The 20,725-nt window shown below is 67.6% G+C and carries 16 protein-coding genes; 4 read left to right on the forward strand and 12 right to left on the reverse strand.

Annotated features, from left to right (window positions below):
- Positions 1-71: 71 nt before the first annotated feature.
- The 6 genes from tsaD to ABV518_RS02135 all read right to left on the reverse strand — a co-directional run bounded on the left by tsaD (position 72) and on the right by ABV518_RS02135 (position 5,402).
- On the reverse strand, positions 72-1,193 hold the full coding sequence (gene tsaD, locus ABV518_RS02110; protein ID WP_367765178.1) for a tRNA (adenosine(37)-N6)-threonylcarbamoyltransferase complex transferase subunit TsaD: 1,122 nt from the start codon (positions 1,191-1,193) through the stop codon (positions 72-74).
- Positions 1,190-1,651 carry a ribosomal protein S18-alanine N-acetyltransferase gene (gene rimI, locus ABV518_RS02115; RefSeq protein ID WP_367765329.1) on the reverse strand — a complete coding sequence of 154 codons (462 nt, stop codon included), beginning with the start codon at positions 1,649-1,651 and terminating at the stop codon, positions 1,190-1,192. Before rimI ends, tsaD begins: the two co-directional genes overlap by 4 nt.
- Positions 1,652-1,695: 44 nt before the next feature.
- Complete coding sequence (gene tsaB / locus ABV518_RS02120) at positions 1,696-2,367, reverse strand: tRNA (adenosine(37)-N6)-threonylcarbamoyltransferase complex dimerization subunit type 1 TsaB (protein WP_367765179.1); 672 nt, start codon at positions 2,365-2,367, stop codon at positions 1,696-1,698.
- On the reverse strand, positions 2,367-2,996 hold the full coding sequence (gene tsaE, locus ABV518_RS02125; RefSeq protein ID WP_367765180.1) for a tRNA (adenosine(37)-N6)-threonylcarbamoyltransferase complex ATPase subunit type 1 TsaE: 630 nt from the start codon (positions 2,994-2,996) through the stop codon (positions 2,367-2,369). The genes tsaB and tsaE overlap by 1 nt, the downstream gene beginning before the upstream one ends.
- Positions 2,993-4,213, reverse strand: a complete 1,221-nt coding sequence (gene alr / locus ABV518_RS02130) for an alanine racemase (RefSeq protein WP_367765181.1) — start codon at positions 4,211-4,213, stop codon at positions 2,993-2,995. The genes tsaE and alr overlap by 4 nt, the downstream gene beginning before the upstream one ends.
- Positions 4,214-4,310: 97 nt before the next feature.
- The gene (locus ABV518_RS02135) at positions 4,311-5,402 is read right to left on the reverse strand and encodes a carbohydrate kinase family protein (RefSeq protein WP_367765182.1); all 1,092 of its coding nucleotides are present in this window, start codon (positions 5,400-5,402) and stop codon (positions 4,311-4,313) included.
- A gap of 70 nt (positions 5,403-5,472) precedes the next feature.
- Here ABV518_RS02135 and ABV518_RS02140 point away from each other — a divergent pair, with 70 nt between their 5' ends.
- From ABV518_RS02140 to ABV518_RS02155, 4 genes are all read left to right on the forward strand, one after another.
- Positions 5,473-6,864, forward strand: a complete 1,392-nt coding sequence (locus ABV518_RS02140; protein ID WP_367765183.1) for a 6-phospho-beta-glucosidase — start codon at positions 5,473-5,475, stop codon at positions 6,862-6,864.
- Between the two features lie 139 nt (positions 6,865-7,003).
- On the forward strand, positions 7,004-8,269 hold the full coding sequence (mshA, locus tag ABV518_RS02145) for a D-inositol-3-phosphate glycosyltransferase (protein ID WP_367765184.1): 1,266 nt from the start codon (positions 7,004-7,006) through the stop codon (positions 8,267-8,269).
- A 47-nt stretch (positions 8,270-8,316) separates the two neighbouring features.
- Positions 8,317-9,999, forward strand: a complete 1,683-nt coding sequence (locus ABV518_RS02150) for a formate--tetrahydrofolate ligase (RefSeq protein WP_367765185.1) — start codon at positions 8,317-8,319, stop codon at positions 9,997-9,999.
- 188 nt (positions 10,000-10,187) lie between these two features.
- The gene (locus tag ABV518_RS02155) at positions 10,188-11,147 is read left to right on the forward strand and encodes an endonuclease domain-containing protein (protein ID WP_367765186.1); all 960 of its coding nucleotides are present in this window, start codon (positions 10,188-10,190) and stop codon (positions 11,145-11,147) included.
- Positions 11,148-11,229: 82 nt separating this feature from the next.
- Here the strand turns inward: ABV518_RS02155 and ABV518_RS02160 are convergent, their stop codons facing one another.
- From ABV518_RS02160 to glgX, 6 genes are all read right to left on the reverse strand, one after another.
- Positions 11,230-11,748: a hypothetical protein gene (locus ABV518_RS02160; protein WP_367765187.1), complete on the reverse strand. Its 519-nt coding sequence runs from the start codon at positions 11,746-11,748 to the stop codon at positions 11,230-11,232.
- Positions 11,749-11,923: 175 nt separating this feature from the next.
- Positions 11,924-13,009 carry an inositol-3-phosphate synthase gene (locus tag ABV518_RS02165; RefSeq protein WP_310161343.1) on the reverse strand — a complete coding sequence of 362 codons (1,086 nt, stop codon included), beginning with the start codon at positions 13,007-13,009 and terminating at the stop codon, positions 11,924-11,926.
- Between the two features lie 171 nt (positions 13,010-13,180).
- Positions 13,181-14,218, reverse strand: coding sequence for an L-glyceraldehyde 3-phosphate reductase (gene mgrA / locus ABV518_RS02170; protein WP_367765188.1), 1,038 nt, complete (start codon positions 14,216-14,218; stop codon positions 13,181-13,183).
- 96 nt (positions 14,219-14,314) lie between these two features.
- Positions 14,315-16,087 (reverse strand): malto-oligosyltrehalose trehalohydrolase, encoded by a 1,773-nt coding sequence (treZ, locus tag ABV518_RS02175; protein ID WP_367765189.1) that lies wholly within the window; start codon positions 16,085-16,087, stop codon positions 14,315-14,317.
- Positions 16,084-18,393 (reverse strand): malto-oligosyltrehalose synthase, encoded by a 2,310-nt coding sequence (gene treY / locus ABV518_RS02180; protein WP_367765190.1) that lies wholly within the window; start codon positions 18,391-18,393, stop codon positions 16,084-16,086. The genes treZ and treY overlap by 4 nt, the downstream gene beginning before the upstream one ends.
- A complete protein-coding gene (glgX, locus tag ABV518_RS02185) occupies positions 18,390-20,645 on the reverse strand; it encodes a glycogen debranching protein GlgX (protein ID WP_367765191.1) in 2,256 nt (751 codons plus the stop codon). The genes treY and glgX overlap by 4 nt, the downstream gene beginning before the upstream one ends.
- Between the last annotated feature and the right edge of the window lie 80 nt (positions 20,646-20,725).

Here is a 20,725-nt window from a genome sequence, read left to right on the forward strand (position 1 = left end):
GTGATTTACGACGACGACTCCCCCAAAGTGCCCCGCGACGGTTCGCCGGGTGGTCGAGAGTCCGGTCGGCGTCAGGCGGGGAGTGACACCGCGGTGACCGGCATCGACGAGTCCGGCGCGAAGCGGATGCCGCTGGGCGCCACCCCGGCCATGACCAGCTGGGCCCCGAGGGCGGCCACCATGGCACCGTTGTCCGTGCAGAGGTCCAGCGGCGGAACATGGAGCCGGATCCCGGCGGACGCACAGCGCTGGCCGGTCAGCTCCCGCAACCTGGAATTTGCCGCCACGCCCCCGCCCAGCAGGACGTCCTTGATTCCGTTCTCGCGGCAGGCCAGGACGGCCTTGGACGTGATCACGTCCACCACGGCTTCCTGGAACGCCGCGGCGATGTCCGCCACCGGGACCTCCTCGCCGCAGGCTTCGAACTGCTCCACGCAGCGGGCTACGGCGGTCTTCAGTCCGCTGAAGGACCAGTCGTAGCGGTGCGGGCCTGGTTCCTCGGCGGAACCCATGTACTTGGGCTGGGTGAGGCCGCGCGGGAACCGGATGGCTTTGGGGTTGCCGGTCTTCGCCAGCCTGTCGATGGCGGGACCGCCCGGATAGCCGAGGCCCAGGATCCGGGCCACCTTGTCGTAGGCTTCGCCGGCGGCGTCGTCGATCGTTGATCCCAGCAGCTGGACGTCGTCGGTGATGCTGTTGATCTTGAGGATTTCCGTGTGCCCGCCGGACACGAGCAGGGCGCCGAGGTTCTCCGGCAGCCGCGGGGCGCTGCCTGGGGCCGCGCCGGCAGGCGAAGCGCCGGCAGGCGATTTGCCGTCGAGAAGTCCCACGCCCACGTGCGCCACCAGGTGGTTGATCGCGTACAGCGGCTTGCCAGTGGCCACGGCCAGGGCTTTGGCGGCGCAGACGCCCACCATCAGCGCCCCGGCGAGCCCCGGTCCCGACGTGACCGCAATGGCGTCGATGTCCGCGAGCTCCACGCCGGCGTCGTCGAGGGCCTGCCGCAGCGTGGGGACGAACGCATCCAGGTGCGCGCGGGAGGCGATCTCCGGGATCACCCCGCCGAAGCGCACGTGTTCGTCCATGGAGGAGGAAACGGTGTTGGTCAGCAGGGTGGTTCCGCGGACGATTCCCACGCCGGTTTCGTCGCAGGAGGATTCGATGCCCAGTACCAGGGGCTGCGGGCGGTTCATGGCTGGTCTGCTTCCGTGGTGGGGACCGGGTCGGGTATGAGCTGGAGCCGCATGATCAGCGCGTCCACGCCGTCGCGGTAGTACCGGCGGCGGACATGGATCTGCTCGAACCCGAAGCGCAGGTACAGCTGCTGCGCCCGCGGGTTGTCCGCGCGGACCTCGAGCAGGACGTCCTGGGCGCCGCGCTGTCCGGCTTCCCCAATGAGCCGGGTGAGCAGGGCCGAGCCGATCCCCCGGCCTTCGAATTCAGGCACGACGGCGATGGTCTGGACGTCCGCGATGGGCTCGATGCACATCAGGCCGGCGTAGCCCACGATCCCGGAGGCTGTCTCGGCCACCAGATACCGGCGGGTGTCCGTTTGCGACAGTTCCTCGAAGAACATGTGGAGGGGCCAGGCATCGGCGGGGAACAGCCTTTGTTCCAGGGCGTTGACAGCCGGCACATCGTCCAGCGTCATGTCGCGCAGGACCACCCTGTCGGCGCCGGGCACGGCCGGGGTGCTCACAGCGCCCGCTTCCGCGGCCCGGGGACCTGCGCGTCCGATTCGCGCAGGTACAGGGGTGTGGAATCGGGCAGCGGGTCGCCCGCAGCCAGCCGGGCCAGCGCGAACTGGCCCAGGTACAGGGCGTCGGGCTGTTCGGCGCTGAACGCGGGGTTGGCCTTCAGGACATCCGAGTACAGGCCCGCGCCGGCACCATAGGCGGGCAGGTCCGGGAGGTCCGCGGCGAAGCCCACGTGCGGGCCGTCTTCCAGCTGCGGCAGCTGCCCGTCCGCCAGGCTGTAGCGGGCCCAGTAGACCTCTTTCCGGCGCGCATCGGTGACCACCAGGAATTCGGGCACCGCATCGGTGGACTCGGCAACCTCCAGGGCCACGGCGTCCAGGCTCATCATGCCGTACAGGGGTTTGTTCCAGACGAAGGCCAGGGTCCGGGCCGTGGCGATGCCGGACCGCAGGCCCGTGAAAGGGCCGGGACCAACGCCGGTGACAATGGCGTCGACGTCGCTGCCCGAGACCCCAGCCGAGGCGAGCAGGTCGTCGATGCCCGGGGCGAGCACCTCAGCGTGGCTGCGGGTGTCCTCGGTGGCAAAGCTGGCCACGACACCTTCCAGGGCGTCGTCTGACACGAGCGCGGCGCTGGCCACGGCGGAAGTGTCGATGGCAAGTATGAGCATCAGGGTGTCCCTTCGATGATTCCGCCGAGGGCAGGCCTGGACGCCCAGCGCGGGCCGAAGCCGCGCATCACGATCGTGCGGGGCTCGTCGTCGTCGTCCGTATCAAAGTCCAGGACCCCGGCCTCCCCTTCGTGGACGCCGGTTGCCGGGTGCGGTTCCGTTGCGGGCAGGCCGATGGCCCGGTGCAGGTCAATCTCAAGCCGGCTGTCGCTCAGGTGTTCCACCCGGCCGCGGCCCCATTCCACCACGGTCACGGCCGAGTCCATGGTGTTCTCCAGGTCGATGTCGTCAATTTCCGACGCCGATCCCAGCCGGTAGGCGTCCACGTGGACCAGGTCCGGGCCGCCGGGGCGGGGACCGTCGGGCAGGTTGGGATGGATGCGGACCAGGACAAAGGTCGGCGAAATAACGCCGGACCGCACCCCCAGGCCCTCCCCCAGGCCCTGTGTGAACGTGGTCTTGCCGGCGCCCAGCTCGCCGGTCAGCACCAACAGGTCCCCGGCGTCCAGTTCCGATGCCAAAGCCGCACCAAGCTCATGGGTTTGGTCCGCCGTCGACACGCTGAGCGTCAGCTCCCAGTTGGCTCCGGAGCTGGCTCCCGCGCCCACGCCAGTGTCAGGCAGGCTCATGGCGTGGACTGCTTCCCGGATCCGGGAGCAACGAAGGCCTCGTTGATGAACCGGCGCGGAACCCGCGGACTGATCCGGGTCACGATCTCGTAGTTGTTCGTTCCGGCGGCGAGCGCCCAGTCGTCGGCTGTGGGACCGCCGTCGGACCCGCTGCCGAAAAGCTCCGCCTCGGCGCCCAGCAGGCCCGCACCGGCCGGGACTGCGTCGCCGAGGTCGATGACCATCTGGTCCATGGCGATCCGCCCCACCACGGGATACGTGTGGCCCGCCACCCGGACCGGACCGCCGGTGGCAACGCGCGGGATGCCGTCCGCGTAGCCGACGGGGATCAGGGCCAGGGTGCTGGGGCCGGTGGTGTGGTAGCGGAGGCCGTAGGAAACGCCCTGCCCCGCCGGCACGTGCTTGCACTGCGACACCAGAGTCCGCAGCGTCATTGCGGGGTGCAGGCCCAGCTCGGCGGATGTCTGGCCCTCGAATGGTGACAGGCCGTAGATTCCCAGTCCCACACGGACCAGGTCGAAGTGGGTGTCGGGCCGGGACAGCGTCGCGGGAGTGTTTGCAAGGTGGCGGACCTCGGGGTCCACGCCGGCATCCTCGGCCACGGCCAGCACCTCGCGGAAGGCAGCCAGCTGCTCGTCAGTTTCGGGCCGCTCGGGTTCATCGGCGACGGACAGGTGGGAAAAGATGCCCACGACGCGCAGGAGGCCCTGGTCCTGGTATTCGAGGGCCTCGCCCACCAGGTGGTCCCAGCCTTCGAGGGTGACGCCGTTCCGGCCCAGGCCGGTGTCCACCTTGAGATGGATCCTCGCGGGGCGTTCCTGTTCGCGGGCGGCGGCCACAATTTTGTCCAGCTCCCAGCCGGAGCAGCCGATGTCGACGCCGGCAGCCACGGCCGCGCCGAAGTTGCTTTCCGTGGTGTGCAGCCACGCCAGCATGGGCGCGTCGATTCCGGCGGTCCGCAGGGCGAGTGCTTCGGAGATGTGGGCGACGCCCAGCCAGGAGGCTCCTGCTTCGAGGGCGGCCCGGGCCACGGGAACGGCGCCGTGGCCGTACGCGTCGGCCTTCACCACCGCCATGACCTTTGCGGGCGATGCCGCGGCGGCCAGCCTGCGGACGTTGTGGCGGATGGCGTCGAGGTCGATGACGGCGGAGCGTTCGTAGAGCGGATCCGCTCCTGGGGCCGCGCTGAAGTCACCGGTTGCTACGGGGTAAGTCACCTTAGTGATTCTAGTGCGGGCGGCGCAGCCGCAAATCACAGCCGCAAATCACAGCCCGATAATTGCGGACCGCAGGCGCCTCGGCAAACCCGGGGCCTCAGGCGTCGGAGAGGTGGGCGATCGTGGCGGTGGCCCGGCGCTGGGCGGCCAAAGGGACGTCCCGGATGATCTCTTCGAGGAAGCCGTAGCGGCGGAGCCACTGGCTGCTCTGGCGTTCCCGCCGGGCGTTGGCCCGCTGCCACCAGTCGGCGATGTCGCCCCAGCCGGGGGCCGCGAGGGAACCGCCCACCTCCTGGACGGCCAGCGACGCGCACAGGTTGGCGAAGCGGAGCCGGTTCCCCAGCGGCCAGCCGGCGAGGCTGCCCACGATGAAGGCGGCGTCAAAGCAGTCGCCGGCGCCGGTGGGGTCGAACGCCGCGACCGGCAGCGACGGCACCCATTCCTCCTCGCCGGTCTCCGAGTCGACAGCCATGGCGCCCTGCGCGCCGAGCGTCACCACGGCCACGGGCACCCGGTCCGCCAGGGCATAGAGGGCGGCCCAGGGGTCGTCCTTGCCGGTGAATGCCATGGCCTCGCGCTGGTTGGGCAGGAACGCGTGGAAGTACTGCAGGTTTTCGAGCCGGACCGGGGACCATTTGCCGCTGGGGTCCCAGCCGACGTCGCCGAAGAGCTTGACCCCGGATTGGTGCGCTTCCACCGCCCAGGGTTCAATCTCAAGATCCAGCTCGGCAATTCCGGCGAGCGCCGGCGGCGGCGTGCCGATCAGTTCCGACGACGTCACCGGGGCCGGGTGCCCGTGCGTCACCAGCGAGCGGTCCTTCTGGACGCTCAGGGACACCGTGACCGGCGAGTGCCACCCGGGGATGCGGCGTGACAGGCTGAGGTCCACGTGCTCCTGCCCGGCCAGGATTTTCCAGTTGTAGTCGCCGTAGCCGTCGTCGCCGAAGGCCGCGGCCAGGCCAGTCTTGAGGCCCAGCCGGGCTGCTGCGATGGCCTGGTTGGCCACGCCACCGGGGCAGCTGCCCATGCCCTCGCTCCAGATCTCCGTTCCGGGTTCCGGTGCGTGCGGCAGCCCGGTGAATATGATGTCCTGGAACACCGTGCCGGCGAGGATCAGGTCGAACTCACCGTCCAACGGCGCGCGGACGGCGGAGAGCGGGTCGAAGCGGCGGGCGGGGATGGCGTCCATGTCCGGCACGATACGCCCTGCCGCCCGCCGGCGATAGGGGCGACCCGCCGTCGGGCCTAGACTGCTGGTTATGCGGCTCATGATCGCCGGCGGCGGCGGATTCCGGGTTCCCCTGGTGTACCGGGCGCTGCGTTCGGGCGCCTTTGCCGGGCTGGCCACGGAACTGGTGCTGTACGACGTCGACCCCGGCCGGCTCAGTGCCGTCGCTGCGGTCCTCGCGTCCATGCCCTCCCCGTCTGCCGGGGAAGGCGACCGGCCGCCGTCGATCCGGACCACCACGTCGCTGCCGGACGCGCTCCGGGGCACGGACATGGTGTTCGCCGCGATCCGGCCCGGCGGCACGGCCGGACGGGTCGCGGATGAACGCGTGGCGCAGGACCTTGGCCTGCTGGGACAGGAAACCACGGGAGCCGGCGGGATCTCCTACGCCCTGCGCACCATTCCACGGATGCTGGAACTCGCCCGGCACATGCGGGAGCTGTGCCCCGAGGCCTGGCTGATCAACTTCACCAACCCGGCCGGGATGGTGACCGAGGCCGTGCTGCCCGTCCTGGGACCGAAGGCGATCGGCATCTGCGACTCGGCCGGCGGGCTCGTCCACCGGGCCGCGCACGCCGTCGGGATTCCCTTGCGGGACGGAAGGCTCGACGGCGTGGGCTACTACGGGCTGAACCACCTGGGCTGGCTGTACCGGCTGGAGTCCGGCGGCGATGATCTGCTTCCCGGCCTGCTGTCGGACCCTGCGGCCCTCCACACTTTCGAGGAAGGCCGGCTGTTCCCGCAGCCCTTCCTGGCGGAGCTCGGCGCCCTGCCCAACGAATACCTCTATTACTACTACCGGCTGGACAGCGCCGCGGCGGCCATGCGGGCCATGCCGCAGACCCGCGGCGAGTCCATCCACGCCCAGCAGGCCGAACTCTATCCCCGGCTCTCCGCGGCCGGAACCCGCGCCTACCGGCTGTGGGACGCCGCCCGCCGCTCCCGCGAGGAAGGCTACCTGGCCGAAGCCCGTACCCAGGGTGAGCAGCGCGACGAGGAGGACCTTGCCGGCGGCGGCTACGAACGTGTTGCCCTGGCGGTGATGCGCGCTGTCGCGGGTGCCTCCGGTGACACCCAGCTGATCCTGAACACGCGCAACACCATGCCGGCAACCGGAGCAGCCCCGCCGAAACCGGCCATTCCGGGGCTGCCGGCGGACGCCGTCGTCGAGGTCCCCTGCACGGTGACGGCCGACGGCGCGGTGCCGCTCCCCCAGTCGCCCCCGGGCGGGAAGCAACTCGGGCTGATGCGCCGGGTCAAGGAGGTGGAGCAGCTCACCGTCGGCGCGGCCACCCACGGAGACCGGGCAGCGGCCCTCGACGCCTTCGCCCGGCACCCGCTGGTGGACTCCCCGGAACTGGCGGGTGCCCTGCTCGAAGGCTATGAACGGGCGTTCCCGTCGCTGAAGGAACTCTGGCGCTGAAATCCTGTGGCTGCATTCACACACGCCACGCGGGCCACCGCGCACCTGCCGGGAGGCCGCGCGTTAACGTCAGGAGTAGTGTTTTATCGGATGCACAACTGACGGCGCGCACGCGGCGCCGGCGCTGGAAGGAGATGCCGTGGCACTGATCCGCAGGGTCGCCTTGCTCTCCCTCCACACCTCGCCCATGGAGCAGCCGGGTTCCGGGGATGCCGGCGGAATGAACGTCTACATCCGCGAACTGGCCTCCGCCCTGGCCGAGACCGGTGTGGAAGTGGAAATCTTCACACGCTCCACGTCGGCCAGCCAACCCGCCGTCGAGCATCCCGACCCCGGCGTCTGCGTCCACAACGTCCTGGCCGGACCGCCGCACAAGGTTCCCAAGGAGGAGCTGCCCGGCCTGCTGCACAGCATGGTGGCCGAGATCGAGCAGATCCGCCTGCGCCAGCCGCATGGCAGGTACGACGTCATCCACTCGCACTACTGGGTGTCGGGCGTGGCCGGCCTGGAGCTCTCGGAGCTGTGGGGCGTGCCGCTGGTACACACGATGCACACCATGGCCAAGGTCAAGAACCTGCTGCTCGAGTCCGGGGAACAGCCGGAGCCGCGGCGGCGCGAGGTGGGCGAACACCGGATTGTCGACGGCGCCGCCCGCCTGATTGCCAACACTCCCGCCGAGGCCCAGGAACTGGTGTCGCACTACGGCGCCGACTACGACCAGATCGACATCGCCGCACCGGGGGTTGACCTCGCCACGTTCACGCCGGCGTTCCGCGCCAGGTCGAGGGCCGAGCGCGAAGTCCCCGCGGACACCTTCCACCTGCTGTTCGCCGGGCGCATCCAGCGGCTCAAAGGCCCGCAGATCCTGATCAAGGCGGCCGCGAAGCTGCGCGCCCGGCGCCCCGACATCAACCTGCGGCTCACCATCCTGGGAGCGCTCAGCGGCAACAAGGACTTTAACCTCCGCCACCTGATCACGGACGCGGGAATGGACGACGTCGTCACGCACCTCCCGCCGGTGGGCGCACCGGAGCTCGCGGCCTGGTTCCGGGCCGCGGACGTGGTGGTGATGCCCTCCTTCAGCGAATCCTTCGGGCTCGTGGCGCTCGAGGCGCAGGCGTGCGGAACGCCGGTGGTGGCCACCCGCGTGGGCGGACTGTCCCGGGCCATCTGCCACGGCCGGACCGGGCTCCTGGTGGACGGGCACCATGCCGAGGACTGGGCCGATGCCCTGGAAGCCCTCTACGACGACCCGGCAACACGGGTAGACATGGGGCGGGCGGCCGCCATCCGGGCCCAGAACTCCGGCTGGCAGCGCACCGCCGCCATCACGCTGGAAAGCTACCACGCCGCCGTCGACAACCACCTGGTGCGCCGGCTGATCCCGGCTGCACCGGCACCCTGAGGCGGACGCCACCGCGCCCGCCCGACCCGCCCGAACAAAGGACAAAGATGTCTGAATACATTCCGCTGACCGACCTTGAAATCGCGCGCCAGGCGACGATCAGGCCCATCGGCGAGGTGGCGGCAGCGGCCGGAATCAACGCTGACGCACTGGAACTCTACGGGCGGTACAAAGCCAAGATCGATCCCGCCCTGCTGGAAGCGCCCGCCCCGGCCGGGAAGGTGGTGCTGGTCTCCGCGATGTCCCCCACCCCCGCCGGCGAGGGGAAGTCCACCACCACCGTGGGCCTGGCCGATTCGCTGGCGCGGGCCGGCCACAAGGTCATGATCGCCCTGCGGGAGCCCTCGCTTGGACCCATCCTGGGCATGAAAGGCGGCGCGACGGGCGGCGGCTACTCCCAGGTGCTGCCGATGGACGAGATCAACCTGCACTTCACCGGCGACTTCCACGCGGTCACGTCGGCCAACAACGCGCTCATGGCGCTCGTGGACAACCACATCTACCAGGGCAACGAGCTGAACATCGATCCCCGGCGGATGACGTTCAAGCGGGTCCTGGACATGAACGACAGGTCGCTGCGGGAAGTGATCATCGGCCTGGGCGGGCCCACCCAGGGTGTGCCCCGGCAGGACGGTTTCGACATTACGGTGGCGTCGGAGATCATGGCGGTGTTCTGCCTTGCCACGGACCTGGCCGACCTCCGCGAGCGTCTGGGCCGGATTACGTTCGGCTACACGTACGACCGGTCCCCCGTGACCGTGGCGGACCTCGGCGTCCAGGGCGCTCTCACCCTGCTCCTCAAAGACGCCATTAAGCCCAACCTGGTGCAGACCATTGCCGGCACTCCCGCACTGGTCCACGGCGGGCCGTTCGCCAACATCGCGCACGGCTGCAATTCGCTGATCGCCACACAGACAGCGCGGCGGCTGGCGGACATTGTGGTCACGGAGGCCGGCTTCGGGGCCGACCTGGGCGCGGAAAAGTACATGGACATCAAGTCCCGGGTTGGTGACGTGGCTCCGTCCGCCGTCGTGGTGGTGGCCACTGTCCGGGCGCTGAAGATGCACGGCGGCGTGGCCAAGGACCGGCTGACCGAACCCAACCTCGAGGCGCTGCAGGCCGGCGTCGCCAACCTCCGCCGGCACGTGCACAACGTGGAGAAGTTCGGCGTGACGTCGGTGGTGGCGATTAACAGGTTTTCTTCCGACACTGCTGAGGAGCTGGACTGGCTGCTGGAGTGGTGTGTCGCGGAGGGGGTCCAGGCCGCCGTCGCCGATGTCTGGGGACGGGGCGGAGGCGGTGACGGGGGCGACGAACTCGCGGCCAAGGTGGCGGCGGTGGTCTCCGCGCCGAACAGTTTCCGGCACCTGTACCCCCTTGACCTGCCTGTGGAGGAGAAGATCCGGACTATCGTCCAGGAGATCTACGGCGCCGACGGCGTGGACTTCTCCGTCCCCGCCCTGAAGCAGCTGGCTGACATCGAAAAGAACGGCTGGACCGGGCTGCCCGTCTGCATGGCCAAGACCCAGTACTCCTTCAGCGACGACGCCTCCCGGCTGGGCGCGCCGAAGGGCTTCACCATCCACGTGCGCGACCTGATCCCCAAGACCGGCGCGGGCTTCATCGTGGCCCTGACCGGTGCGGTCATGACGATGCCGGGCCTCCCTGCAGCCCCCGCGGCGATGCGCATGGACGTGGACGGCGAAGGCAACCCGGTAGGCCTCTCCTGACCTATCAGGACCCTCTCTCACTTAATGTCGCTTTTCCGGCGACCCTCTCGCATTTGATGTCGCTTTTCGGGCGACCCTCTCTCACTACCTGCAGGTTTTGAGGGCACCCTCTCTCACTACCGGCCCGCCGGCCACGGGCCTGTGGATAACTTCTGCGGGACCGTGCCAATTCGAGTCACAATGCCAACATGCAAAAGCGCGACGTCCTCCCCCTGCATTTGGCTGCTGCTCCCTTCACGTTCGACTCCGCCCGGGCGTCCGGGATCCCTGGCAGCCGTCTGCGGCGCAGGGATGTGGCCCACGTCGGCCGCGGACTTTACCGCCCGTCGGACTGGAGCTTTGAGCTGGAGGCTGCAGCGCGGGCGTTATCTGCCGCATCGGCCGGCGCCTGGATCTCACACGTTACTGCTGCCAGGCTTCGCTGCCAGATACTTCCACCTTGGCTGTCGGATTCGACGGAGCTCCATCTAAGTAAGCCGCGCTCCTTGCCGTCGGTGCGGCGGAAGGGCGTGTTCGGCCACACTTTGCTCGCGCGGGACGATGAGATTGAAACAGTGGACGGCATCCGGATCAGCACGCGGTCACGGACGTGGCTGGATTTGGCGCGAACGCTGCCGCTGAGAGACCTGGTGTGCATGGGCGATCAGTTGATCCGCGTCCCGCGCGTGGATTTCGAGGGGCGGACGCGGCCCTACGACACGGTGGAGGGGTTGCGCTCGCTGGTTGGCCGTCATCCGAATTTGCAGGGCATCGTCCGGGCCAGGGATGCACTGGATTTGATGCGGGTGGGGTCCGATTCCGGACCCGAGTCGCTGCTCCGCATGGCGATGGCCGATGCCGGTCTCCCCGAGCCAGACCTTCAGCTGCCCCTACGAGCCGATGATCCCTTATCGCCGACGGCGGATCTGGGATACCGTCACAGGCGGATTGCAATCCAATACGACGGCGGACATCACCTTCTTGACGCCCAGGTCCTCAGCGACAAGCGGCGCGATAAGGCCTTCGAATCAGCCGGGTGGACGGTTCTGTTGTTCGACAAGGCCGATCTTGCCGACGACTTCGAGAAGGCTATCGGCAAGATCAAACACGGACTGCGCTCCGGCTGGGTTGACCACCCACTTGCGTCCGGCTTTGCCAGCCCCCAGTGAGACAGCGTTGCACCAAAGCCTGCAGGAAGTGAAAGAGGGTTCCGGCAAGTGGAGGCTCATCGCCGCCACAGGAACCCAGCGATCAATCCGTGGAGCTGATCCTGCTGACCAGGAGAATCAGCTGGTACACATACTCCGGCTTGCCTGATCCAGGCGGAGCGTTCCAGTCTCGGCTGATGTAGACGGATACCTGGGTGCGGAGGTCGTTGACCGGTGTGGTCTGACATCCGAAGTTGCTAATGCCGTTCTCGACCGGACTCATTTCGTCGACTGAAAAGTCCAGGCACTCCGAGAACTTCAGCAGGTAGCCGGACTCCGTAATCATCCTGATGGCATCGTCAGCCGTCGGAGCATCATAACGCTCCCAGATCCTCTGGATCCCCGGGCAACGGACGGCGACGCAATACGCTCCCGGCCCCTTGATGTTCTCTTTCGTCAAGGTCCATCCGTCAGTCACCACGAACTGGTCGGCGGCCGCCCTGACACGAGGGACCGCGGCTGCGCTCTTGTTGTAGTCCACCGCAAGAAACGCGGCAATGCCGGCGGCGAGGATGGCAATGACGGAGACCGCCGCGATGATGCCCTTGAGCCACCCCTTCATGCTGCTCCCCCGGTCAGCGACCCACTTCGGTCGGTTCAGTGTAGCGCCCGCGCATCCCGCCCCCAACGCAAAACGCTCCCCCACCAAAGTGAGAGAGCGTTAAGCCAAAACCTGCAGGAAGTGAGAGAGGATCGCCCGAAAACCTGCAGAAAGTGCGAGAGCGTCCGGGAGGGGGTTAGCGCTCCAGGTCTCCGCGGATGAAGGCCTCGACCTTTTCACGGGCGAGGTCGTCGTTGAACTGCTCCGGCGGGGACTTCATGAAGTAGCTCGAGGCCGACAGCAGCGGGCCGCCGATGCCGCGGTCCAGGCCGATCTTGGCGGCGCGGATGGCATCGATGATCACGCCGGCAGAGTTGGGCGAGTCCCAGACTTCCAGCTTGTACTCCAGCGACACCGGGGCGTCGCCGAAGTTGCGGCCTTCGAGGCGGACGAAGGCCCATTTGCGGTCATCGAGCCACTGGACGTAGTCCGACGGGCCGATGTGGACGTCCTTGGCAGCCAGTTCGGCTTCAACGTTGGAGGTCACGGCCTGGGTCTTGGAGATCTTTTTGGACTCGAGACGGTCGCGCTCCAGCATGTTCTTGAAGTCCATGTTGCCGCCGACGTTCAGCTGGTACGTGCGGTCCAGCGTGACGCCGCGGTCTTCGAAGAGCTTGGCCATGACTCGGTGCGTGATGGTGGCACCGATCTGGCTCTTGATGTCATCGCCCACGATCGGGACGCCGGCGGCGGTGAACTTGTCAGCCCAGGCCTTGGTGCCGGCGATGAACACCGGAAGCGCGTTGACGAAGGCTACCCCGGCGTCGATGGCTGCCTGCGCGTAGAACTCGGCGGCTTCCTGTGAACCAACAGGCAGGTAGCAGACCATAACGTCGGCCTTGGCGTCCTTGAGGGCCTGGACAACGTCGACCGGCTCTGCCGGGGACTGCTCGATGGTCTCGAGGTAGTACTTGCCGAGGCCGTCCAGTGTGTGGCCGCGCTGGACCGTGACACCGGTGGGGGGAACGTCGGCGATCTTGATGGTGTTGTTTTCGCTGGCGAGGATGGCATCCGCGAGGTCAACGCCGACCTTCTTGCCGTCCACGTCGAAAGCGGCAACGAACTGGACGTCGTTGACGTGGTACTTGCCGAACTCCACGTGCATCAGGCCGGGGATCGTGGCCTCGGGATCGGCGTCACGGTAGTAGTGCACACCCTGGACGAGCGATGCGGCGCAGTTACCCACACCGACGATTGCAACACGAATCGGATTTGAAGACACGGAACTCCTTTGAGGACAAAACATCAGCCGCCGGACGGTCAGTACAAGAACGTACGACGGCGGACAGCAGGCATGGCGCCATGCGGCGCCTTTTCATAGTACCCAACTGAGCGGGAGCCGGGATTGTTCCCCGGCGCCCGGCCCAGTTGGTTTATGTACAGATCGGAAGTGTTACTTCTTCTGCCAGAGGTTGATGTCCGATGCCTCCGCGAACTCGTCGATGGCGGTCAGCTCGTCGGTGGTGAACTTCAGGTTGTTGATGGCGGAGAGGGTGTCCTCCAGCTGCCTGACGCTCGAGGCCCCCACCAGGGCAGAGGTCACCGGCGTGCCCTTGGGCTGGTCGCGCAGGATCCAGGCGATGGCCATCTGGGCCAGGGACTGGCCGCGGCCCTCGGCGATCGAGTTGAGGCCGCGGACGCGGTCCAGTTTCTCCTCCGTGAGGGCCGCTTCGGAGAGGAAGCGCTCCTTGGCAGCGCGGGAATCGGCGGGGACACCGTTCAGGTACCTGTTGGTGAGCATGCCCTGCGCCAGCGGCGAGAAGGCGATGGACCCGGCGCCCACCTGTTCCAGTGCCTCGTAGAGGTTGGGGGTGCCGTCTTCGGTCCAGCGGTTCAGCATGGAGTAGCTGGGCTGGTGGATGAGCAGCGGCGTCCCGAGCTCCTTCAGGATCCGGGCGGCCTCAAGGGTCTGCTCGGGCGTGTAGGAGGAGATGCCGGCGTACAGCGCCTTGCCGGAGCGGACGGCGTAGTCCAGCGCGCCCATGGTCTCCTCCATCGGCGTCTCGGGGTCCGGCCGGTGGCTGTAGAAGATGTCCACGTAGTCCAGGCCCATCCGCTGCAGCGACTGGTCCAGGCTGGAGATGAGGTATTTGCGGGAGCCCCACTCACCGTACGGGCCCGGCCACATGTAATAGCCGGCCTTCGTGGAGATGGTCAGTTCGTCGCGGTAGGGCTTGAAGTCGTCCGCGAGGTGGCGGCCGAAGTTGGTTTCGGCCGAGCCGTCCGGCGGGCCGTAGTTGTTGGCGAGGTCGAAGTGGTTCACGCCAAGGTCGAACGCGCGGCGGAGGATGGCGCGCTGTTCATCAAAGCGCTTGTCGTCACCGAAGTTGTGCCAGAGGCCAAGCGAGATGGCCGGGAGCTTCAGTCCGCTGCGTCCGACGCGGCGGTAGGGCATGGATTCATAGCGGTCTTCCGCGGCTGAATAAGTCATACGTTCCATCCTGCCAGCTGTGGCGCAGGCTACAGCCTCCACAGCCGTTGTTACGCCGCGGGCTGACACAATCAGCCCGGGGCGCAGCAGCCGGTACTAGGGAGCCTTGACGACGGCGGCACTCCACGGACTGAGCGCCAGCGACCCACTGTCAGCGGCTGGCACTTCCTCGGTGGAGAGCAGCACTGTTCCCTCGGCGCGGTCGAGGGTGACCTTCTGCTCGGAGAGGTTTAGCAGCACCTCGACGGATCCGCGGCGGAAACGCAGCCAGCCGGCGTCGTCATCGAACTCCACCCCGGTCTCGGCAAACCCCAGGCCTGCCAGCTCCGGATGCTCCCGGCGCAGCGCGGCGAGTGAGCGGTAGAGCCCCAGGAGCCGCGCGTGGTCCCCTGCAGAAGCCTCGGCCCAGTTGAGTTTGGAGCGGCGGAAGGTTTCCGGGTCCTGCGGGTCAGGTACGACGGCGGGATCCCACCCCATCCGTTCGAACTCGCGGATCCGGCCTTCCGCCGTCGCCTTCCCCAGCTCGGGCTCCGGGTGCGAGGTGAAGAACTGCCACGGCGTGGACGCACCGAACTCCTCGCCCATGAACAGCATGGGCGTGAACGGCGATGTCATGGTCAGGACCGCCGCGACGGCCAGCTGCCCGTAGGACAGTGACTGGGAGAGCCGGTCCCCCGTGGCCCGGTTGCCGATCTGGTCGTGGTTCTGGTTGCAGACCACCAGGGCCGCAGGCTGCACGAGCGAGGTGTTGATGGGCCTCCCGTGGTGGCGGCCGCGGAAGCTTGAGTAGCTGCCGTCGTGCAGGAAACCGTCCTTGAGTACTTTGGCCAGCACCGTCAGAGACTGAAAGTCCGCGTAGTAGCCGGTGGTCTCCCCGCTGACATTGACGTGGACGGCGTGGTGGAAGTCGTCGCTCCACTGTCCGGCCAGGCCGTAGCCGTTGGCATCGCGCGGGTAGAGCAGCCGCGGGTTGTTCAGGTCCGATTCGGCGATCAGGGTCTTGGGCAGCCCGGTTTCGGCCGAGACCGCGTCACCCAGTGCGCCGAGATCCTCCAGAATGTGCACTGCCCGCTCGTCCCGGAGGGCGTGGACGGCATCAAGGCGCAGGCCGTCCACGTGGTAGTCCCGCAGCCACAGCGCGGCGTTGTCCAGGATGTACTCGCGGACCACGTCCGAGCCGTGGCCGTCCAGGTTGACGGAGTCGCCCCACGTGTTGGCGTCGCCCTGCTTGAGGTACGGCCCGAAGCGGGACAGGTAGTTGCCGCTGGGTCCCAGGTGGTTGTAGACAACGTCCTGGATGACTCCGAGGCCGGCGGCGTGGGCGGCATCCACAAATCGCTGGTAGGCCGCGGGCCCGCCGTAGCCTTCCTGGACGGCGTACCACTGGACGCCGTCGTAGCCCCAGTTGTGGGTTCCGTTGAAGCCGTTGACGGGGAGCATCTCCACGAAGTCCACACCCAGGTCCGCCAGGTAGCCGAGCTTTTCCGCGGCTGAATCCAGGGTTCCCTCCGGCGTGAACGTCCCCACGTGGAGCTCGTAAATGACGGAGCCGCGGAGTTCCTTCCCCTGCCAGCCGGCGTCCTGCCAGTCATGGTCGCGGGGGCTGAACGTCCGGGACAGTGCGTGCACCCCGTCCGGCACGCGGCGCGACCGCGGGTCCGGCAGCGGATGCGTGTCCCCGTCCAGCAGGTATCCGTAGTCCACGTCGCCTTCCGCGGGGGCATCGGGGGCGGTCCACCAGCCGTCAGCACCGGCGGCACTTTCCAGCTTCGCCATCGGGTAGTGCGTCCCGTTGGCCAGCAGGGTCACTGCGGATACGTCCGGCGCCCAGACGTCGAAGCGTCGGGAACCGGTGTGGGTCAGGCTCATGAGTCGTCTCCGTCCGCCGGTACCAGCAAGGCCACCGGGTAGGTACCCAGGATGTCTTCCACCGAAACGGTGCCGGGCCCGAAGGTGGTACCGGTGAGTTGGTCGCGCAGGGAGCCGGGGAGTTCGACGGCGGTGTCCCGCCACCCGCCCCCGGCCTCCAGACCGGCGGGAAGCCGGGTAGCCAGGGTTAACGCTCCGCCCCGGTCAAAGGCCAGCAGGTGTCCCGCTGCCGCCCCGGATGCCACGACGGGGGTGTAGCTGTCGAAAAGCCCGGGCCTGTCACGGCGGAGCCGGAGGGCGCGGGAGGTGACCAGCAGCTTGCTGGCTTCCGTGCCCGCGTCCGGCAACAGCCCGCCGTCGAGCCTGGCCAGCTCCTTTTCACGGCGCGTGAAGTCCACCGGGCGCCGGTTGTCGGGGTCGGTCAGCGACCGGTCCCAGAACTCCGTGCCCTGGTACACGTCCGGAACCCCGGGCATGGTCAGCTGGATCAGTTTGGCGGCCAGCGAGTTGGAGGCGGCGAAGGAATCCGTGCGTGCCACGAAGCTCTCGATCACGGAGGCGACCCGAGCGTCGTCGAAGGCGGCGTCAACAGCTGCCCTGACGGTCGCTTCGAAGTCCTCGTCCGGGTCGGTCCACGTGGTGGAATTGCCCGCTTCCCGGGCCGCCTTCTGCGCGTAGCCCTGCAGCCGTTCCCGGGAGGCCGGCCACGCGCCGACCACTGCCTGCCACAGCAGGTTGGCGAAGGGGCCGTCCGGAACCGGCGCCAGCTCCTGGAGCCTGCCGAGGGTTGCCGTCCATTCCCCGGGCACCTCGGAAATGACCGAAATCCGGGCCCGGGCGTCCTCGCTTCGCTTCGTGTCGTGGGTGGACAGCGTGGTCATGGATTCCGGAAGTTCCGCAAGCCGCCGTCGCATTCGGTGGTGGAATTCCTCCGGTGCCAGGGAAAACTCGGTAGGTTCAGCCCCCACCTCAGTGAGCGTGCCCAGACGGGTGTAGCGGTAGAACGCGGTGTCCTCCACGCCCTTGGCCATCACCATGCCGGAGGTCTGCTGGAAGCGGACGGCGATGGCGGTGCTGGGATCGAGCAGGAGGGGCAGGAGCGTGCCCACGGCCACCTCAAGGTCCGGACGGCGCGCCGCTGCCGACTCGCAGGCTTCCTTCAGCACCTCAGCGCCCACCGGCAGGTATGACCGGTAGACCGGGAACGCGGCGATGATTTCGGCGATGGCGTCGGCTGCCTGGTCTTCCGCCAGTCCGTGGGAGGCGGGAACCAGCCGGGCCAGCCGCAGCACCTCGGACCGCAGGATGCCGTCGGCGATCATCCGCTTGGTGCCGCGGATCATTTCGGCGTAATCCGCCGTGGAGCCGCCGCGCATACTAGCGTCCAGGGCATCCAGTCCTGCCTCGCCGGCCGGGTCAACCAGGACCCGGTCGATCTCGGCCAGGGCGTCGTAACCGGTGGTTCCTTCGCAGGCGAACTCCCCGGGCAGGACCTCGCCGGGTTCCAGGATCTTTTCCACCAGGATGTAGGCGCCGCCGCTGAGGTCCTTGAGCCAGCGCAGGTACCCGGCAGGGTCGGCGAGTCCGTCCGGGTGGTCCACGCGCAGGCCGTCCACCAGTCCTTCCCGGAACCAGCGGGCCACCTCGGCATGGGCTTCCTCAAACACGCCGGGGGTTTCAACGCGGATGCCCGCCAGCGTGTTGACTGCGAAGAAGCGGCGGTAATTCAGTTCGCTGTCCGCCCGCCGCCAGGAGACCAGCTCGTAGTGCTGGCGGTCATGGACGGCCCGCGGCGAATCGCCCTCAGTGTAGGAGCCCGCCGCCAAAGGAAAGCGGTGGTCGTAGTAGCGAAGCTCGCCGTCCTTGACCTCCAGCGCGTCCACGTCGTCATCGGAGCCCAGCACCGGAAGCCGGATCCGGCCGCCGCCGAACTCCCAGTCGACGTCGAACGCTTCCGCGTAACGCGAGGCCTGCCCCTCCGCCAGCAGCGACCACCACCATGGGTTCTGCGGCGGTGACGCCACGCCCACATGGTTGGGGACGATGTCCACCAGGACACCCATCCCGTGCTCGCGGGCAGCCTTGGAAAGGGCCAGCAGCCCCTCCGGGCCGCCGCGCTCGGGGTCGACAGCCGACGGGTCCGTGACGTCGTAGCCGTGGTCGGAGCCCTGCTCGGCCGTCAGGATGGGTGACAGGTAGAGCCAGTCGGCCCCGAGGGACTTCAGGTAAGGGACCTTGGCCGCCGCGTCAAAGAGGGTGAAGCTGCGACGGATCTGCAGCCGGTAGGTGGATGCCGGAACCCTCATTTTGCAGGGCCTTTCGGCTTGCTGACCTTCTTTGTTTTCTTGGGCTCCGGCACCGTGGGTGTGCTCAGGGCTTCGGTCTCACTGGTGCTCGTCTGGGTCAGGGCCGCCAGCGACGCAGCAACTGAATGGTCCGGCTCGGCTTCCTCCACCATGTGGGCCCGAAGGACCACCAGGGATTTCGCCTCAACGGGAATGGACTGCCCGGCCTTCACCGGTGCAGTGTCCGCGTTGTGGCCGGCGGTATCAATGATGATGTCCCACGCGGGAGCGTACTCATCGTTGGGAAGGGTGAACTTCACCGTGTCGTCGTGCGCGTTGAAGTACAGCAGGAAGTTCACATCGGTAATCCGGCGCCCGCGGACATCCTTGCCCTGGATCCCGTCGCCGTTGAGGAACATACCCACGGAACGGCCGAAGCCGCTGTCCCAGTCCTCGGGTTTCATGGTGTCGCCGTCGACGTCGAGCCATACGATGTCCGGCAGCCGTTCGCCTTCGCCCCGCAGCACGGGGCGCCCGTCGAAGAACCGGCTGCGGCGGAAGGTGGGGTGTTTGGCCCGCAGTGCGTTGACGGCGGACGTGAACTCCACGAGGGGCTGGTCGATGTTCTCCCAGTTGATCCACGTCAACTCGGAGTCCTGGCAGTACCCGTTGTTGTTGCCCTGCTGGGTGCGGCCCAGTTCGTCACCGTGCAGCAGCATGGGGACTCCCTGGGACAGCAGCAGGGACGCGATGAAGTTCCGCTGCTGGCGGGCGCGCAGCCCGAGGACAGCCGGATCATCCGTGGGGCCTTCCGCCCCGCAGTTCCAGGAACGGTTGTGGGATTCGCCGTCGTTGTTGCCCTCGCCGTTGGCGTCGTTGTGCTTCTCGTTGTAGGACACGAGATCGGACAGGGTGAAGCCGTCGTGGGCGGTCACGAAGTTGATCGACGCGACGGGGCGGCGGCCTGAGTGCTCGTAGAGGTCCGCGGAGCCGGTGATGCGCGAAGCGAATTCGCCCAGGGTGGCCGGCTCGCCGCGCCAGAAGTCGCGGACAGTGTCGCGGTACTTTCCGTTCCATTCCGTCCACTGCGGTGGGAAGTTGCCCACCTGGTAGCCGCCGGGTCCAACGTCCCACGGCTCCGCGATGAGCTTGACCTGGGACACTACGGGGTCCTGCTGGATGAGTTCGAAGAACGTGGAGAGCTTGTCGACGTCGTAGAACTCGCGGGCCAGGGTGGAGGCGAGGTCGAAACGGAAGCCGTCCACGTGCATTTCCGTGACCCAGTACCGCAGGGAGTCCATCAGCAGCTGCAGCGAGTGCGGCTGGCGGACGTTCAGCGAGTTGCCGGTGCCGGTGTAGTCCATGTAGTGCTTCTCGTCGCCCTCCATCAGCCGGTAGTAGGAGGCGTTGTCGATGCCCTTGAAGGACAGCGTGGGGCCGAGGTGGTTGCCTTCGGCGGTGTGGTTGTAGACCACGTCCAGGATCACTTCGATGCCGGCGCGGTGCAGGGAGCGGACCATGGCCTTGAAGTCCTGGACCTGCTGGCCGGTGTCGCCCGTGGAACTGTAGGTGTTCTGCGGCGCGAAGAAGCCGATGGTGTTGTAGCCCCAGTAGTTGTTCAGGCCCTGGTCCTGCAGCGTGCCGTCGTTGACGAACTGGTGCACCGGCATCAGTTCGATGGCGGTGACGCCGAGTTTCTGCAGGTGCGAGATGACCGACGGGTGCGCCACGCCGGCGTAGGTGCCGCGCTGCTCTTCGGGGATCTCGGGGTGGAGCTGGGTGAGGCCCTTGACGTGGGCCTCGTAGATGACAGATTTGTGGTATGGAACGCGGAGGTTGTGGTCGCCGTCCCAGTCGAAGAACGGGTTGATGACCACGCCCATCATCATGTGCGGCGCGGAGTCCTCGTTGTTGACCGAATCCGGCTCGCCGAGGTTGTAGGAAAAGAGCGCGGGGTCCCAGTCCACCTGCCCGTGCACAGCCTTGGCGTACGGGTCCAGGAGGAGCTTGTTGGGGTTGAACCGGTTGCCGGAGGCAGGGTCATACGGGCCGTGGACGCGGTAGCCGTACTTCTGCCCGGGCTGGACCTGGGGGATGTAGCCGTGCCACACGTAGCCGTCAACCTCGTCCAGCCCGAACCGCGTCTCGACGCCGTTGTCATCGAAGAGGCACAGCTCCACTTTTTCGGCGCGTTCGCTGAACAGCGCGAAGTTGGTGCCGGTTCCATCAAAAGTGGCTCCAAGCGGATAAGCCGATCCGGGCCAGATTTCCATGCATGCTCCTCATTGTTGTTCGGCAGCGCGGTCCGGACACTCCGGTCCACGCTGCCGTGCAGAACCTATGCCTACCGTAA

Origin of the sequence: Arthrobacter sp. HS15c (assembly GCF_040812005.1) — a bacterium.
Classification (GTDB): domain Bacteria; phylum Actinomycetota; class Actinomycetes; order Actinomycetales; family Micrococcaceae; genus Arthrobacter.